The sequence below is a fragment of the Psychrobacter sp. ANT206 genome (assembly GCF_056880555.1).
On sequence record NZ_CP096271.1, the window covers coordinates 1,339,134 to 1,356,409 of the forward strand.

Below are 17,276 nucleotides of genomic sequence, written 5' to 3' on the forward strand. Positions count from 1 at the left end.
ACATATAGTAAGTAAGCTCGGCAAGGGCTAAATAGACGGCCCTAGTGTTTGAACTTGCTTGATTATGCTAACTCACCTAACTTTCGCATCGCTAAAAGATACAGTCAAAACGCTATTGTTAGAGAGATAGGTTTTGCTAAAAATATAAGAGAGAGAGCCATTATGAGCCACCATTCTTCATTATTTGACAGCTACAGTACCCGCAGACAGCGTCCACCAAAAGACAAGATTGGCACCCAAGCAAAGCATGACAGTGCTATTAGTCACGTTATGGGCACTGCCACTTATGTGGACGATATGCTAAAACCACAAAACACCCTGCATTTAGCAATTGGTAAAAGTGCTCACGCGCATGCTCGTGTCTTAAGTATGGATTTGAGCGCCGTACAAGCAGCGGATGGGGTAATCGACGTCATCACCTTTAAAGATTTACCAGCCAAGACTGATATTGGAGCAGTGTTTGATGGCGACCCACTCATGGTCGATCAGATCACAGAATATGTCGGTCAAACGCTATTTACGGTGGTTGCCACCAGTCACCGTGCAGCAAAAAAGGCAGTGCTCAAAGCCATTGTGGAATATGAGCCGCTGCCCGCAATCCTCACTATTGATGAGGCGCTAAAGCAAGAGCAGTTTGTACGTCCAAGTCACTTTATGACGCGCGGTGATGCTCAGGCTGAGCTTGAGAATGCACCTACTCGTATTGCAGGGCATATTCATATGCTGGGGCAAGAGCATTTTTATTTGGAAGGGCAAGTATCTTATGTTGTTCCTTGCGATGATGGTGGGCTTGAAGTATATACTTCTTCACAGCATCCGAGTGAAGTGCAGCAGCTGGTCGCCGAAGTGGTCGATTTACCTTTTCATGCCGTGACGACAGTTGTGCGCCGAATGGGCGGCGGCTTTGGTGGTAAAGAAACGCAAGCTGCGGCATGGGCGTGTCTGTGCGGTATCGTTGCCAAACGCCATAATGTGCCAGTGAGTATGCGCTTAGACCGTCAAGATGACATGGTCGTCACTGGTAAACGTCATGAATTTGCCAACCGCTACGATGTCGGTGTCAATGATGCTGGTCAAGTACTTGGCGTTGATATGCAATTATCTGGATTGTGTGGCTATTCACCAGATTTGTCCGATGCCATTGTCGATAGGGCGATGTTCCATTGTGACAACGCTTATTATTATCCAGCGGCTCAGATCGCTGGTCATCGCTGCAAGACACATACGGTATCTAACACCGCTTATCGAGGTTTTGGTGGCCCACAAGGTTTGCTAACTGCTGAATATATGATGGACGATATTGCCTACAGTCTGGGTAAAGATCCTTTGCAGGTACGTTTGGCAAATCTATATCAAAATGGTCAAAGCACCCATTATGGGCAGCCAATTGAGCATTTTGATTTGGCGACTATTATGCAGACGTTAGCTGATGATAACGATTATGCTAAGCGCCGTGAACAAATCACAGTCGCTAATCGAAAAGCTGAAGCCGAAGGTAATGACAAACGTTTTGGTCTGGCTCTAACGCCGGTCAAATTTGGTATCTCATTTACGGTACAGACGTTAAACCAAGCGGGTGCTTTGGTTCATATCTATACCGACGGTACCATTCAAATCAATCATGGTGGTACCGAGATGGGGCAAGGGCTATATATCAAGATTGCCCAAATCGTTGCCAATGAATTCGATGTCGACTTGGATACCGTAAAAGTAACCGCAACTCGTACCGATAAAGTGCCAAATACTTCGCCAACAGCAGCGTCGTCAGGTACTGACATGAATGGTAAAGCCGCCCAAAATGCCTGTATTACTATTAGAGATCGCTTGGTTGAATTTGCTACTGAACATTTTGACGTAAGTGCAGAAGATGTCAAATTTGAGCGCAATCATGTCCATATCGGTGATAAAGCAACACTAACCTTTGCTGAAATGGTGTTACTCGCATATCAGCACCGCATTAGCTTATCGTCTACTGGCTACTATAAAACACCAAAGATATTTTATGATCGCTCAAAAGCGTGGGGTCGCCCATTCTTTTACTTTGCCTTGGGTGCCTCTTGTTCGGAGGTTGAGATTGATATTTTAACGGGTGAATATAGTGTATTGCGCTGCGATATCTTACACGATGTTGGGCAGTCGATTAATCCTGCAATTGATATCGGTCAGATTGAAGGCGGTTTTGTTCAAGGTATGGGCTGGCTGACTGCTGAAGAGTTGGTTTGGGATAAAAAAGGAAACCTTGCGTCAAACAGTGCCGCCAATTATAAAATTCCAACGGCGCATGACTTACCAAAACAATGGAGCGTCAAACTGTTCGAGCGTAAAAACGAAGAGCAGACTATTTATAACTCCAAAGCCGTTGGCGAACCGCCATTTATGCTAGCCGCTAGCGTTTGGTGCGCGATTAACAACGCGATTGCAAGCTTAGGTGATTACCAGAAAAACCCTGAGCTGACCATGCCGGCAACGCCAGAAGCGGTATTAAAATCGGTCATGCGCATGCAAGGTCAAGAATGGGAAATTGCTTCTAAAGCGGATAAAGATACGATTACTAGCCTAACAGCAACCGATGATAATTGCGGTATTGATGATGATAAAGTCAAGCCGCAGCAAGTCGCACACGGTAAAGATATTAATCCAACAGAAGTCGAAGGTAAGCTAACGGATGATCAGCCTGAAGCGATACAAAACCCAAATGTATCAACGGCTCGTGGACCGGCGCATAGTGAATAAGTCACTAATCACACCGATGCCACCAACAAAGTGGTATAACGGGCTGGCGCAATATCAGCAGCGAGGTATTGCGCACGTTTTGGCGACGGTCGTTGCGGTGAATGGCTCAGCACCTCGTGAGCTTCAATCAAAAATGATCGTGACGCTTGATGCATGCTGTGACACCTTAGGCGGCGGTAGCCTTGAACATGACGTGACGATAACCGCTAGGCAATTGCTAAATGGTGAAATTAATGCCACTGACGCTAGAAGCACGCAACCGTTAAAAGAAGGTAAGTCTGCAAAGGCGCAGGCAGTACGCCGCGATGCCGTCTATACCAAGCATTATCCATTGGGCGCTACATTGGCTCAATGCTGCGGCGGTAGCGTCACGGTCATGTTTGAATGCTTTAATGTAACGCCGCCCATGTCGTTACTGGTGTTTGGTGCAGGGCACGTAGCAGCTGCGCTAATGACCATTCTTGCTGAGCTACCTTGTCAAGTTGACTGGGTAGACAGCCGTGCTGAGATGTTTGAGCGTTATCTAACCCATAACCCGGATACTGTAGAAGGGCAAGTGACTTATCAGTTGCCTACTCACATTCGCCCGCATATTGATGAAGATCCAGTCGATTTTGTTCAACCGTTTGTTGCCAAGAGCATTGAAAGTGCCTTGATGAATGCGTCAACAAAAAAAGGCACTCAGTATTTTATTTTGGTCATGACACATGATCACAGTCTTGATTTTGATTTGGTGCGTGCCACGCTCGATTCTTATGTAAAAACTGGCATCGATAGCAGCTCATTACCTTATCTTGGCTGTATCAGCTCAGCGACCAAAGCCAAGCGTTTCAGAGATCGCCTGCTACAGCGTGACTACAATGAGCAAATAGTCGATAAATTGACTATGCCTATAGGACTTAATACTGGCGGAAAAGAGCCAATGGCAGTCGCGATCTCTATCGCGGCGCAAGTTATGCAGCTTTATCATGATTTATAACTAACATTCATCTTAATTAAAAATTTTTTAATTCTCTATTTATCTGTCTGCCTTAAATGCATTAAGACATCGTTCTTAGCTTCGTCAGCCATCATAAGATATAGGCTGCGCTCAGTAACTTTGTGCTTGTATTTCTTTGGTTGTATTAGGGTAGACACATAATATGGATGAATTTTTAACCAAAATACTTATCTATTATTGTGAGATTTTTTTATGACCATACATATTTATCAAGCAAAATTATTGCATTATTTAACGGAAGAGAATCTGGCGGCAAGAGCCAAGCATACCCATGTAGAGACGGCTGATTTAACCAATGATAGTTTAACCAATGCTGAACGTCCTAGCATCACAGTGATAGAAAAAAACGTTAATTTGCTGCCAGTAGTGGCAGGTGTCAAGGTTTATCCTGAATATATTGCCAATGGTGCCTTGGTGGTCGATGATGCGACTGGTCGCGTCGTAGATTATGGCAGCTGTGCGTCAATGATGTCGCAGTATGGTAACGCCAGTCGCCAAGAGGATCAAGCGCCAGTACAGATTCATGATTGCCAAGATAAGCTTATCATGCCAGGCTTTATTGACACCCATGTACATTATCCGCAAATAGATATGATTGCTGCGTTTGGCGAGCAATTACTTGATTGGTTAAATAATTATACCTTTGTGACCGAAGCCAATTTTGGTGATGCAAAGATTGCTGATGATACCGCAAAATTCTTTTTAAACCAGCTGCTTGCTAACGGCACAACAAGCGCCTTGGTATTTTCAACCAGTCATCCGCAGTCAGTAGAATCATTCTTTAATGAAAGCAGCCGTCTGAATACTCGTATGATTACGGGTAACGTATTGATGGATCAAAACGCGCCTGAGCATCTGTGTGTACCAACAGAGCAGGGCATCCGTGATACACAAAATATCATCGATAAATGGCATGAGCGCGGACGTCAGCATGTGGCGATTACGCCAAGATTTGCCATTACGTCAACGCCAAAGCAATTACAAATGACCGGCGAGCTGTATCGTAGTTATGATAGTGTTTATCTGCAAACACATCTGGCTGAAAACCTTGATGAAATCGCTTTTGTACGTGAGCTTTATCCCAATCATAAAGGTTATTTAGACGTTTATCATGATATGGGCTTACTTGGCAGGCATACGACGTTGGCGCATGGCATTCATCTCTCGACATCAGAATATGAAGTGCTACGTGATACTGGCACCCAAATAGCCCATTGCCCGACGTCCAATTTATTTTTAGGCAGTGGACTGTTTGATTTGTCCAAAACCCTAAGCTATACCGGCGTTAGTATCGCAACCGACGTGGGCGCAGGTACTAGCTTATCGATGCTGACCACTTTATCAGAAGCCTATAAAGTTCAGCAATTACAGAGTAATCCGCTATCAGCGCATCAAGGCTTATATCAAATTACTTTAGGCAACGCGCAGTCATTATTGTTAGACGATAAAATCGGTAACTTTATGCCAAATAAAGAAGCAGATTTTGTGGTGATAGATATGGGAGGCACTGATTTAATGGAGCGCCGTATGACACAGACCAAGTCGCTTGATGAGCAGTTATTTGTGCTGATGATGTTAGGTGATGATAGGGTGATTGAAGAAACGATTATCGCTGGCGTGTGTCGTTATAAAAAAGCGGTTGCTGCATAAAGGGAAGTATTAAAAATATTTTTTTGCTTAAGTTAGAATGTTTACATAAAAATCAGCGCCTATTTATTAAGACATTTAAATCTTAGTAAATAGGCGCTGATGGTTTTTAAATAATGCTTAATAGCCAATGTACTATAAAAACTGGCTAATAACTATGGCATTACTCTGGATGATTCATCCATATCCAACCATTCTCTAACCATTCCATCACTTCATCAGGGTCAATCCCTTCCATATCGTCAAGGCTTAAATGCTCGCCATTAGATAAGCGTACCAGTAGTGCTATCGATGTTTCATGCAAATCATCTAGGCGTTGCCCATTGGCATATAAAACGATGTCATTATCCGCCTGGGTGTATAACAAACGATTGCTGTAATCTGCTTGCAACGTCGCGCCAGTTGCCAATGCTGCTATCATCTCATCAGTCGTCAGCGACTCTTCAGGGACAAGCACATCATATTGACGCTTGCTGACCACTTCAGACACGGCTTGGCGAATAATCGTATCACCGCGCTCAGATTGGAGCAGTTGTAATAATTGAGTTTTAATCGCCTCAATGCTGTCAGTCTTTAATGCCCCTGACGCTTGCAGAGCTTGTGGTAATAACATCGGTATAAATAAAGCGCTGTCATTGGTCGCGACATCGGCAAGGCTGTCAATGATTTGCATCAAGTTTGGACGACGGCAGCCAAAGGAAAAGGTTAGGCAATCATCTTGCGCTACGCCAAAATGTGCTAATTTTGGTGGCACGTATAGCACATCACCGGCTTCTAAGATTTCATCAAAGATAATCTCGCCCATATCATCAAATAGACGTATCGGCTCATCGGCAACAAATTGCGTCTGCTCATCACAAAACTTACCTAACTGCCAACGCCTAGAGCCAAACCCTTGCGCTAGAAATACATCGTAATCATCATAATGCTTGCCAACCGAGCCGCCTTTTGGCGCATAAGACACCATAATATCATCGCGCTGCCACTGCGGTATAAAATCAAGCGCCTGCCATAATGCGCCAAGTTCCGGCGACCATTGCTCAAGATTTTGTACCAGTACTGACCATTGCTCAGGTAAGTTATCAAAGTCGGCTTCAGTTAGTGGGTTCTTTTTAAGTTGCCATTGCGGCTGACCTTCTTGTTTGCTCGCAGCTTGAGTCAGTAGCCTTGCAGTAGCGTCTTCATCTATAGCTAAGCCTAAGATATCTTCCGGCTCAAACATACCAATTAATTGCGGTAAGCCTTGCTTAATCAAGAGGGGTTTTTTTTGCCAATAATCGCTTAAGAATTGCTCAGGAGTAATGGTATTCGGTAAACAAAGGGAGATAGAAGTCATGGATAAATCCGTATGGTTAACTGGTTATAAGATTAATAGAAATGATGGCTTTATAGGCAGGATTTATTAGTTTATGATTATTGCTTATCTGATGACTGTCATCAGAGCCTATAATTATTCTTAGGACATTTATGAAAAAATTACATTTTATCGTTATTATTGCCAGTATGTTTTTGCTGCAAGCTTGTGTACATAAAATTGTTACTGTACCTGCTAAAATCGCTTATAAAACCACTAAAGGTGTGGTTAAAGGTACGGTCGCTGTGGGTAAAGCTATCATACCGGGCGATAGCAGTGATAAAGACGATAAAGAATAAAAACCTCACCCATCAACTATGTATTTTAAAAAATAATAGTGTTTAGAGTAAGGTTCTTATTAAGATATAAATGAGTGCTCATTTATATCTTTTTTGCATTTGATAGAGATGAGCTGATTGCCAGTTAAATTTTAGCAATCCATTCTTTAATCGTGCGTGCTTGTTCAGCCGCATTACCAATATAAGTAGCAGGCGTCATTTCGCGCAAACTGTTCTTATCGCTTTCACTGACTGCCGATAATTCATCGCCATCAACAAAAGTAAGCATTGCTTCACGAGTCATGGCATTACCACGGGTAAGAGCTTTAAGCTTCTCGTATGGGTTTTCAACACGGTAGCGACGCATGACCGTTTGAATCGGCTCTGCTAATACTTCTTGCGCATTATCTAGGTCATCATTTAAGCGCTGCGCATTTAATTCAAGTTTGCTGACGCCTTTGAGGCACGCATCATAAGCAATCATGCTTTGTGCTAGACCAACACCGATATTACGCAACACGGTAGAGTCAGACAAATCGCGCTGCATACGTGAAATCGGTAGCTTTTCACCCAAATGAGCAAGCATGGCATTAGCTACACCCAAATTACCTTCAGAGTTTTCAAAGTCAATCGGATTGACTTTATGCGGCATGGTAGAAGAACCCACTTCACCATCTTTTAGGCGCTGTTTAAAATAGCCTAAGCTAATATACTGCCAAATATCACGGTTAAAGTCGATTAGAATGGTATTAAAGCGTTTTACTGCGTCAAACAATTCAGCGATATAATCATGCGGCTCAATTTGCGTGGTATAAGGATTAAAGGTCAATTCTAAACGTTCATTAATGAATTTTTCAGCATGATTCTGCCAATCAACGTCAGGATATGAGGCATAGTGAGCATTATAGTTACCGACCGCACCATTGATTTTACCGAGCAACTCAACTTCACCGACTTGCTTGATTTGACGCGCTAGACGATAAGCAACGTTTGCCATCTCTTTACCTAGAGTCGTCGGGCTTGCCGTTTGACCATGAGTACGTGACAGCATCGGTTGATCAGCATGGATAATTGCTAGATTAACGATGCTATCCGTTACTTCTTGCATTTTAGCAACGACGATTTCGCGGCTGTCTTTGAGCATGAGTGCGTAAGATAGGTTATTAATATCTTCACTGGTGCAAGCAAAATGAATAAATTCTAATGAATCTTCAAGTGCTGCCTGACCACGGAATTTATCTTTAATAAAGTATTCAACCGCTTTTACATCATGGTTGGTCGTTGCTTCGATGTCTTTGATCGCTTGCGCGTCAGCTTCGCTAAAGTTCTCTACGATAGCATTTAAAAACGCATTGGTATCGGTATCAAATTCTGCCAACTCACTAATCGCGCTATTATCAGCCAATGACTGTAACCAGCGAATCTCAACGGTCACGCGCGCTTTAATCAGACCAAATTCTGATAAATAAGGGCGCAAGCTATCGGCTTTGGATGCATAGCGACCATCGATTGGGGAGAGTGCGGTAAGTAGATTCATATCATTGCCTCAAAAAGTTATTGAAATTACAGCTGGTTAAAAAAATGTAAAAAATGATTTAATCTGAAAAATCATCATGTATTAATTAGATTGCGTTGTACCGTACTTAGTATTGAAGTAAAAGTCGTAAGATGATTTTGCCGCTAGAGTAAATATTTTGGTTTTAATTAAACCATTGTTACCGATAGCCACACTATCAGAAGCATAGTCATTTGGCTTATAAAGTGGCGCAATCAGTTTTGAGTCGACCGTGGCCCCTTTTTCTCCCTTCTTTTGAAGCATATCTTGCATTATGAAGTTATCAATAGAAAGGTTGGCGCGATTGGTTGCCGTAATTTTATAGGCAATACAGTTTCCAGGCTCAATATTGTCAATAGGTTTAGTACTAAAACCACTATTAGGGTTGTCAGCAGCGGTATTGCTAATATTGGGGTAATCAATCGTCGCCGGACAGCTATTTACATATTGGTATTTTATAAGTACTAGAGCAGCATTTTCAGCAGCGACTCTACCAAAATTATTGGTATCATAAAAATATTTGTTCGTCACTAAATCCACTTGTTTTTTACTATTAGTAGTACGAATAGGGTGTGTATTCGTACTGTTTTCTTCTATCAAACAGACAGTGTTTTTGCCGCTCAGATTGGCAATGGGCGTTCTAAGTTGATATTGCCCAACAGCAGTCATAGGTAAATTTTCACTAGCGTAAACTATATCTGAGTTGTTGCAATCGACTAGTTTAATAGTGCTGTTAGAAATTCCGCTTTCGGAGACGGTATCAAAAATACCGTTAAAGTAGCCAGAGTTATTGACTTGTGGATTGGTATTACCACCATTATCGTTAAATGCTGTTCCTGAAAAAACATAATAGAGAGGTTCGCTTTCTACCCCGAAGCTGATCCATTCATTATAGGTTTCTCCAACCACATCCGCTTCAATAGCACTATTACCTCTCATGATGCCTTCGTAAGTTAAGGTGACAGTCTTGGCATTCTTAACCGCAAGAACATAGTTGCTGTCCGCATTAGCGATACCATAGCTGACGTAGCTGCTATTATTAGCTATGATGTCATTTACGTTCAATGCCCGATAAGTCGTCTGATTATTGGGACTGGTAGAGGTTTCTTTTAGAATATTGGTAAAGGTGGGCATAGGGGGCAAGGTACCTCTTTTTTGACCAGATGCAAAAGATACTTGTCCACTATTATTGGTAGTAGGCGTAAACGAGCTACTATTACCACTACCGTTAAGCGCAGTGATTCCGTAATAATATAAGCCGCTATCTCCACCATTTGAGCTATCGAAGCGTAGCTGTGGCAAGGTAACCGTATTGTTAGAGCTAAAGCTATTTCCAGCCAGTTTTTTACCCATAAAATAATCACCCATGGCATTATAAAAATAGGGGACGTTTGGATTATTTCTGATGGTAGCTTGCGCAGGTGTACTAATTTGACTATTTTGGTTAAAGCTTAATGTTTGACGTGCAATCTCTGAGTTACCACCCATTGAATAGCTAGCTTGACCAACTTTTATGGTATGTATAGAAGCATTGTCATCAGGAGTAATAGTAAAGGTGTACTTGAACTTATCTCTATCAATACTAGTATTAGAATCATTCCTGATTTCAATACCATTGGTGCGCGTACCACTAGCTGGTGTTATCTCAGCGCTATTGTTATAACCAATATTTTCATTGCGAACTAAAGTAAAACTACCGGTAGCACCAGAACCTGCTGCTACATATGTGCCAGAAGCAGTACCAGCCGAAGCATTAGAGCTGGTAACGGTCATACTACCCATATTTGTTGGTGCAGCCTGCAAATTAAATGACGCCGCCATAAAGGTAAGCGTAAGACTTCGCTTCACCCATAACGAAAAAGAAGTTGGAATAGTAAGTAAAGCAAAAAAGCGAGCGGTCATTCAGTATCCTAAAAACAGCGACAAATCTTTTTATTGACTAATGATGAATGAGATATCAAATCCCGCAAGGCGCATCAATAGTAGCAATCACGCCGCCGCCTAGACAAACTTCCTCAATATAAAATACGGCTGATTGACCGGGAGTAACGGCACGTTGTGGCTCATCAAATACCACTCGTACCTCACTACCATTTTCATTGTTAGCAAATACGGTACAAGCTTGGTCAGGCTGACGATAGCGCGATTTTGCCATACAACGTAAGCCATCTTCGCTAAATATATCTGCAGGCGGTAAACCATCGACCCAATCGAGCTTATAAGCTTGTAGCTCATTACTCAGCATCATCGGATGCTCATGACCTTGACCGACGATAAGACGGTTGTTATCTAAGTCTTTTGCGAGCACAAACCATGGCTCTTCAGGACGATCTTTCACTCCGCCAATACCAATACCACCGCGCTGCCCTAATGTATAGTACATAAGACCATCATGCATACCGATAGTAATACCATCATCAGTGACGATATCGCCTTTTTGTGCCGGCAAATACTGCTGTAAAAAGTCTTTAAAACGGCGCTCGCCAATAAAACAAATACCAGTTGAATCCTTTTTATTGGCGGTAATAAGGTCATGCTCTTCAGCGATTTGACGAACGACTGGTTTTTCGAGCTCACCAACTGGGAACAGGGTTTTGGCAAGCTTGTCACCGCCAACCGCATGTAAGAAGTAGCTTTGGTCTTTATTGTTATCGAGCCCACGTAGCAATTGAGCCACTTCAATACCGTCATTATTCTTATAGTTCACACTGCGGCGGGTATAGTGACCAGTGGCGATATAATCAGCACCAAGCGTTAAGGCATAGTCTAAGAATGCTTTAAACTTGATTTCTTTATTACATAAAATATCGGGATTTGGCGTGCGACCCGCTTTGTATTCCGCTAAAAAATGCTCAAAGACGCGATCCCAATATTCCATGGCAAAGTTGGCGGTATGCAGTTTTATGCCAATTTTGTCACATACCGCTTGTGCGTCCGCCAGATCATCCATCGCCGTACAATATTCGGTACCGTCATCTTCTTCCCAGTTCTTCATAAACAGACCTTCGACCACAAAGCCTGCCTGCTGAAGCAATACGGCAGACACAGAAGAGTCGACTCCGCCTGACATACCAACAATCACATGCTTAGTGCTAGGATCATTGATATCGGCAAGCGTTAGAGGGCGATGGGCGTCAAAAGAAGCAGAAGCTGATGTGTTAGAAGCGTTTGGTATGGCTGACATAAAGCGGCTCAACTATTTATACGTTCTCCAAAATACATATTGACGCCAAAATTATGCAATCACTACCATGCGTAGTCTCAGCAGAACGACGTCAGCTTATCTTTTGGATTGGGGATTATGATAAAATAAGCGTCATATTATACCAGTTAATTGAAACTGGTGGCGAGCTATGGCATCTTACTGGCGGTAAAATCGCTTTAAAAATTTAGATAATGGTTTTCAATTATCCTAATCACCATTAATTTACTTGGAATGATAATGATAAAAATTGGTCAAGGTATTGATGTTCATGCGTTTCATAATAATGGCCAACAGCAGCAATATGTGGTGCTGGCAGGTGTGCCTATTGATCATACGCACAGCTTACTTGCGCATTCTGACGGTGATGTAGTACTGCATGCACTTGCTGACGCTTTGCTTGGCGCCTTGGCACTCGGCGATATCGGGCAACATTTTCCAGATACTGATGCGGCAAATGCGGGTTTAGATTCACGCGTACTACTTCGTTATGTGTATGGCAAAGTGTTAGCTGCAGGTTATATGTTGGGTAATGCTGATATTACCGTAATGTGTGAGCGCCCAAAACTGGCACCACATAATTTAGCCATGCGCGCTAACATCGCTAGTGATTTGCAGACCGATGTGGGTAATATCAGTGTTAAGGCAACCACCACTGAAAAATTGGGCTTTACCGGTCGGCAAGAGGGTATTATGGCCAATGCCGTGGTATTATTGGTGCCGAATGCGTCTGGCGTTTAATTCTCAATAGTATATCAGTGCGTATGATTATGGCTGTCAGCTTTCAAAACTGCTTGCAATATGGTTAAGATTGCCCCATGTAGCAGCCACATGATAAATTTAATGTTACCTGTCTTTTTTATAAATAGTTTTAATTAATAGGAGTTTTTATGAGTGAGCAAACCCCAAATACTGCTGCCAACGATATTGAACAACTGATTCGTAACCAAATCAAAGACAACAAAGTCATTCTGTATATGAAAGGCTCACCGCAGTTCCCGCAGTGTGGTTTCTCTGCCAAAGCGATTGAAGTCTTGACACAAATTGGTCGCCCATTTGCTTTCGTCAATATCTTAGAAAATCCAGAAATCCGCGCAACGTTACCACAAATTGCTAATTGGCCAACTTTTCCGCAGCTATGGATTGATGGTGAATTGATGGGCGGATCAGACATTATTTTACAAATGTATCAATCAGGCGAGCTTAAGCCTTTGGTTGAAGCAAATAGCCCAGCTGCTTAATATCGAGAGCACTTTATATCGACGTTTAATGCTTAAATATCTAAGTGGCATTAAGATGTTGATATAATTGATATTCGAGCCTAAGTACTCAAATCCGAGTCGCCTTATTAAAGGTTGCTCGGATTTTTTATTTTTTAATATTGACAGTCAGCAAGTTCAATTGTTTTTGCCAGCTTTATCCCCATATAACTCTTAATATCGATATTCAATACCTCGAAACATTAAGAAACATTGAATCAATAATAAGAGAGTTCTATGACTAACGAATTAAATAGCCAAGCCATTCAAATACAAGATGCCGAGCAAGCTACGATTGAAAAACGTCGCGAGCACTTAAAAAATGAATCCACGCGCATTATTGAAATCGCTGGCAATGAGCCACATTCAGCGCTTAAATGTATTCATCAGCTTAGCGTGGCAGGCGGCGCAACAGAAGCCACTTATATTGCGATTGAACAGCGTATCGTCGCGGATCAAGATGCTGCGGGTGCTTATCATTTGGCGTTATTGGCACAGAATACGCCAGATTTACCCATTGATGCGCGTCAACTTATTGAACTGGTCGTTAATAAAGGCGACAACCAGCAACGTTTGGCATTGCTAAAAAACTTGCCACTACCACCCGTTGAGACGATTAAACAGTATATATTGGCGAGTGATGATGGCGATGCTATCGGGCAGATGAATGCTTATTTACAGATTAATCCAGAAGGCTATGGTAGCCAACATATGCTGGCGAGTGGGCAGGCGGATCGTATTGTGCCGCTTAGTCCTGGCAAATAAGTCCTGACAAATAAACGTTGGGAATGAGCATTGGTAAATGCTATCAACGTTAATCAAAATTTCTTGATCGTTAATCTCAATAGTTTTTCGTATAACGTTTTTTAAATGATAAAAAATTGTTATAATTAATGGCTATCTATTCAGCTAATAGCGGCTTGTTCTATATTCTAGTCGCTATTTCTTTTTTAAATTCGACTGACACTTATCTACCCAGTTCCTGTTATTGAATAATAACCTGTCGCTAAGCATAGCGTGATCAGTCAAGTGAGGCATTACATGCAATACCCAAAAAATTACGACGTGGTGGTGATCGGTGGCGGTCATGCTGGCACAGAAGCTGCTTTGGCGGCCGCACGTATGGGCGCGCAAACCTTGCTGTTGACGCATAATATTGAAACGCTGGGGCAGATGAGCTGTAACCCTGCGATTGGTGGTATTGGTAAATCGCATTTGGTGCGTGAGATTGATGCACTTGGCGGCGCAATGGCACTGGCAACAGACAAATCTGGCATCCAGTTTCGAGTACTTAACAGTCGTAAGGGTGCCGCTGTACGAGCCACTCGAGCGCAAGCAGATCGTATTCTTTATAAAGCCGCCATTCGTCATACGTTAGAGAATCAGCCAAACCTTGATATCTTCCAACAAGCAGCCGATGATATTCTAGTTGAAAACGGTCGTGCCACAGCGGTTGTGACTGCTACTGGTATTATTTTTAATACGCAAACGGTCGTGTTAACCTCAGGTACGTTTTTAGGCGGGGTGATTCATATTGGTCTTGAGAGCTCAAAAGGTGGTCGCGCAGGCGATCAACCTTCTATCAAGCTTGCTGATCGTTTACGTGAGCTGAAACTCCCTGTTGGTCGCCTAAAGACAGGTACGCCCGCCCGTATTGATGCGCGTAGTGTTGACTTTAGTGTGATGACGGTACAGCCGGGTGATACTCCGCTACCGGTAATGAGTTATATGGGCGATGTGTCCATGCATCCTGAACAGGTCAATTGCTATATCACTCATACCAATGCCCGTACCCATGATATCATCCGTGAAAATCTAGACCGCTCACCGATGTTCTCTGGCAAAATCGAAGGTGTTGGTCCACGTTATTGTCCATCGATTGAAGACAAAATCCATCGCTTTGCGGATAAAGACAGCCATCAGATATTTATCGAGCCAGAAGGCTTGACTACGCATGAGCTATATCCGAATGGTATCTCAACCAGCTTACCGTTTGATGTACAGTTAGAATTTATTCATAGTATGAAAGGCTTAGAGAACGCTCATATTACCCGTCCAGGCTATGCGATTGAATACGATTATTTTGATCCGCAAAACCTAAAACCAACGCTCGAAACCAAATCGATTGACCGCTTGTACTTTGCCGGTCAAATCAATGGTACAACTGGCTACGAAGAAGCAGGCGTACAGGGTTTATTAGCTGGTACCAATGCCGCTCTAGTCACTTGTGAAAACAATGAGTTTGATGTCTGGACACCACGCCGTGATGAAGCCTATCTTGGCGTGCTTGTCGATGATTTGATTACGCATGGCACCACTGAACCATACCGCATGTTTACCAGTCGTGCAGAGTATCGCTTATTGCTGCGTGAAGACAATGCTGACCAACGTTTGACTGAAACTGGTCGTAAGCTTGGCTTAGTAGATGATGTGCGCTGGCAAGCGTATGAAGAAAAAATGGAAGCCATTGCTTCAGAAACCGCACGCCTCAAAGATATGTGGGCAACCCCTGCCAATGCATTGGGCAAAAAAATCACAGAGCAAACGGGCGAGGTGCTATCCAAAGAGGCAACAGCTTTTGATTTGCTCAAGCGTCCGCAGATTCATTTTGCTGATATCGCTGCCATCACTGATTCGAAAGTCGATGCCCAAGTGGGAGAGCAGATTGAAATTTCTGTCAAATATGCAGGCTATATTGATCGTCAGCAAGAAGATATTGATCAGATGAAGAGATTGGAGAATACAGCGCTACCAATAGATTTTGATTATAGTGTAGTATCTGGGTTGTCCAATGAGATTGTCCAAAAACTTGCGCAAGTCCGTCCGTCAACATTGGCTCAAGCGGGACGTATCAGTGGTGTCACACCGGCTGCTATCCAGCTACTAGCAATGACGGTCAAGAAACAGAAAAAAGTAAAAGCAGCATTAAACGCGTCATAATAATGTATCAATGACTTAAAAAATAGAAAAGCAAAAAGCCCATACCGAGAAGTCGTTATGGGCTTTTTTATTGCCAAAATACTACCGTTGTTAAAAGAAAGAGGTGTACTCACTTGTCTTGGTTGCTGCTTTCTCTTTATACTGGCTCTACGAATTACCAACTCTATTATTATTACTTATATCTTTTTTATTAATTTACCTCGCTATTGTCCATATTATGATGGGCTTGTCACTAAACTGAGCCTATTTATGATTGATGCCATTATTTTTGCTATGACCATCGTCTTGCCCAACCTTGCCTTAATGTGGTTAGGTTTTTTTATGAAAAGACGCGGTGAGGCGGATCAAGTGTTTATCGATCAGGCCTCCAGTTTCGTTTTTAATTATTGTCTGCCATGTCTGCTGTTTTTTAGTGTGGTCGATAGTGACGTTGATTATGCGAAGCAAGTGGTATTGATAGGCGCTGGTATTGTGGTGACCTTTATATTGTTTATCGGCTCTGAGCTCTATGCCAAGCGCTTTATCAGCGACCCTGCCAATCAAGGGGTTTTTGTACAAGGTATCTTTCGCAGCAATATGGCGATTATTGGACTGGCAACCGTTGCCAACGCCTATGGGACGACTGGCTTAAGTATTGGCGCGGTATATATGGGTGTGGTGACAATACTGTTTAATATCTTAGCGGTGATTACGCTCAGCCGAGTGTCTAAGAGTATAGAGGATACTTGGCTCAGTCGTAGTACCATGATTATTAAAAAGCTATTTACCAATCCGCTCATCATTGCACTCGTTGCAGCCTTTACTTATAAAGCATTGCCACTACCACCGATAGCGGGTGTGATTCATATCACCGGTGGGTTATTAGCAGCAGTTGCTTTACCGCTTGCCCTGATTTGTGCCGGTGCCAGTATTAATTTGAAGTCGATGTTGCATCCTTCTGGACTTTCTATGCAGGCAAGTATTGGACGCATTGTTATTGCACCGTTGGTTGCTATAGCGGTTGGTTTTGCTTTTGGCTTAACGGGCGTACATATGGGCGTACTGTTTTTGATGGTTGCATCACCAACAGCAGCAGCAAGCTATGTGATGGCAAAAGCGATGGGCGGTAATGATATTTTAGCGGCCAATATTTTGGCATTTACGACAGTAGTTGGTATGTTTGGCATGGCGATTGGCGCGGCAATATTACGCGCTATGGGGCTAATTTAACCACTGCTTAATGGATGACTACATATTTATAAAACAGTGGTTAAATCAAAAGACAGTTATTAAGAATTTATCAAACCCTGATTAAAAAACCTTCCCTTC

13 protein-coding genes are annotated in these 17,276 nt (G+C 42.7%); 9 read left to right on the plus strand and 4 right to left on the minus strand.

Annotated elements, in window-relative coordinates:
• The first annotated feature begins 162 nt into the window (after positions 1–162).
• The 3 genes from xdhB to guaD all read left to right on the plus strand — a co-directional run bounded on the left by xdhB (position 163) and on the right by guaD (position 5,383).
• Positions 163–2,733, plus strand: a complete 2,571-nt coding sequence (xdhB, locus tag M0221_RS05650) for a xanthine dehydrogenase molybdopterin binding subunit (RefSeq protein WP_483284644.1) — start codon at positions 163–165, stop codon at positions 2,731–2,733.
• Positions 2,726–3,712, plus strand: a complete 987-nt coding sequence (xdhC, locus tag M0221_RS05655; protein WP_483284645.1) for a xanthine dehydrogenase accessory protein XdhC — start codon at positions 2,726–2,728, stop codon at positions 3,710–3,712. The genes xdhB and xdhC overlap by 8 nt, the downstream gene beginning before the upstream one ends.
• 213 nt (positions 3,713–3,925) lie before the next feature.
• Entirely contained in the window at positions 3,926–5,383 is a 1,458-nt protein-coding gene (gene guaD, locus M0221_RS05660; RefSeq protein ID WP_483284646.1) for a guanine deaminase, read from the plus strand.
• Between the two features lie 160 nt (positions 5,384–5,543).
• Here guaD and M0221_RS05665 read toward each other — a convergent pair whose 3' ends face one another.
• Positions 5,544–6,716, minus strand: a complete 1,173-nt coding sequence (locus tag M0221_RS05665) for a JmjC domain-containing protein (RefSeq protein WP_483284647.1) — start codon at positions 6,714–6,716, stop codon at positions 5,544–5,546.
• A 131-nt stretch (positions 6,717–6,847) separates the two neighbouring features.
• Here M0221_RS05665 and M0221_RS05670 point away from each other — a divergent pair, with 131 nt between their 5' ends.
• Complete coding sequence (locus tag M0221_RS05670) at positions 6,848–7,033, plus strand: NF038104 family lipoprotein (protein ID WP_011513481.1); 186 nt, start codon at positions 6,848–6,850, stop codon at positions 7,031–7,033.
• 124 nt (positions 7,034–7,157) lie between these two features.
• On the opposite strand, the gene purB is transcribed toward M0221_RS05670, so the two are convergent.
• The 3 genes from purB to mnmA all read right to left on the minus strand — a co-directional run bounded on the left by purB (position 7,158) and on the right by mnmA (position 11,637).
• Positions 7,158–8,549 (minus strand): adenylosuccinate lyase, encoded by a 1,392-nt coding sequence (purB, locus tag M0221_RS05675; RefSeq protein WP_483284648.1) that lies wholly within the window; start codon positions 8,547–8,549, stop codon positions 7,158–7,160.
• Between the two features lie 81 nt (positions 8,550–8,630).
• Complete coding sequence (locus M0221_RS05680) at positions 8,631–10,469, minus strand: hypothetical protein (RefSeq protein ID WP_483284649.1); 1,839 nt, start codon at positions 10,467–10,469, stop codon at positions 8,631–8,633.
• Positions 10,470–10,524: 55 nt separating this feature from the next.
• The gene (gene mnmA / locus M0221_RS05685; RefSeq protein ID WP_483284757.1) at positions 10,525–11,637 is read right to left on the minus strand and encodes a tRNA 2-thiouridine(34) synthase MnmA; all 1,113 of its coding nucleotides are present in this window, start codon (positions 11,635–11,637) and stop codon (positions 10,525–10,527) included.
• 366 nt (positions 11,638–12,003) lie between these two features.
• On the opposite strand from mnmA, the gene ispF reads away from it, so the two are divergent.
• From ispF to M0221_RS05710, 5 genes are all read left to right on the plus strand, one after another.
• On the plus strand, positions 12,004–12,510 hold the full coding sequence (gene ispF / locus M0221_RS05690; protein ID WP_483284650.1) for a 2-C-methyl-D-erythritol 2,4-cyclodiphosphate synthase: 507 nt from the start codon (positions 12,004–12,006) through the stop codon (positions 12,508–12,510).
• Between the two features lie 149 nt (positions 12,511–12,659).
• Complete coding sequence (gene grxD, locus M0221_RS05695; protein ID WP_011280514.1) at positions 12,660–13,010, plus strand: Grx4 family monothiol glutaredoxin; 351 nt, start codon at positions 12,660–12,662, stop codon at positions 13,008–13,010.
• A gap of 255 nt (positions 13,011–13,265) precedes the next feature.
• On the plus strand, positions 13,266–13,793 hold the full coding sequence (locus M0221_RS05700) for a hypothetical protein (protein WP_483284651.1): 528 nt from the start codon (positions 13,266–13,268) through the stop codon (positions 13,791–13,793).
• 276 nt (positions 13,794–14,069) lie between these two features.
• On the plus strand, positions 14,070–15,968 hold the full coding sequence (gene mnmG / locus M0221_RS05705; RefSeq protein ID WP_020443354.1) for a tRNA uridine-5-carboxymethylaminomethyl(34) synthesis enzyme MnmG: 1,899 nt from the start codon (positions 14,070–14,072) through the stop codon (positions 15,966–15,968).
• 249 nt (positions 15,969–16,217) lie between these two features.
• Positions 16,218–17,177, plus strand: a complete 960-nt coding sequence (locus M0221_RS05710) for an AEC family transporter (protein WP_011513488.1) — start codon at positions 16,218–16,220, stop codon at positions 17,175–17,177.
• Positions 17,178–17,276 lie beyond the last annotated feature (99 nt).

Coding starts and splice junctions, on each gene's coding strand:
- mnmG (WP_020443354.1), top strand. CDS start 14,070: ATGCAATACCCAAAAAATTACGACGTGGTGGTGATCGGTGGCGGTCAT.
- M0221_RS05680 (WP_483284649.1), bottom strand. CDS start 10,469: ATGACCGCTCGCTTTTTTGCTTTACTTACTATTCCAACTTCTTTTTCG.
- M0221_RS05710 (WP_011513488.1), top strand. CDS start 16,218: ATGATTGATGCCATTATTTTTGCTATGACCATCGTCTTGCCCAACCTT.
- M0221_RS05700 (WP_483284651.1), top strand. CDS start 13,266: ATGACTAACGAATTAAATAGCCAAGCCATTCAAATACAAGATGCCGAG.
- purB (WP_483284648.1), bottom strand. CDS start 8,549: ATGAATCTACTTACCGCACTCTCCCCAATCGATGGTCGCTATGCATCC.
- xdhB (WP_483284644.1), top strand. CDS start 163: ATGAGCCACCATTCTTCATTATTTGACAGCTACAGTACCCGCAGACAG.
- ispF (WP_483284650.1), top strand. CDS start 12,004: ATGATAATGATAAAAATTGGTCAAGGTATTGATGTTCATGCGTTTCAT.
- M0221_RS05665 (WP_483284647.1), bottom strand. CDS start 6,716: ATGACTTCTATCTCCCTTTGTTTACCGAATACCATTACTCCTGAGCAA.
- grxD (WP_011280514.1), top strand. CDS start 12,660: ATGAGTGAGCAAACCCCAAATACTGCTGCCAACGATATTGAACAACTG.
- guaD (WP_483284646.1), top strand. CDS start 3,926: ATGACCATACATATTTATCAAGCAAAATTATTGCATTATTTAACGGAA.
- mnmA (WP_483284757.1), bottom strand. CDS start 11,637: ATGTCAGGCGGAGTCGACTCTTCTGTGTCTGCCGTATTGCTTCAGCAG.
- M0221_RS05670 (WP_011513481.1), top strand. CDS start 6,848: ATGAAAAAATTACATTTTATCGTTATTATTGCCAGTATGTTTTTGCTG.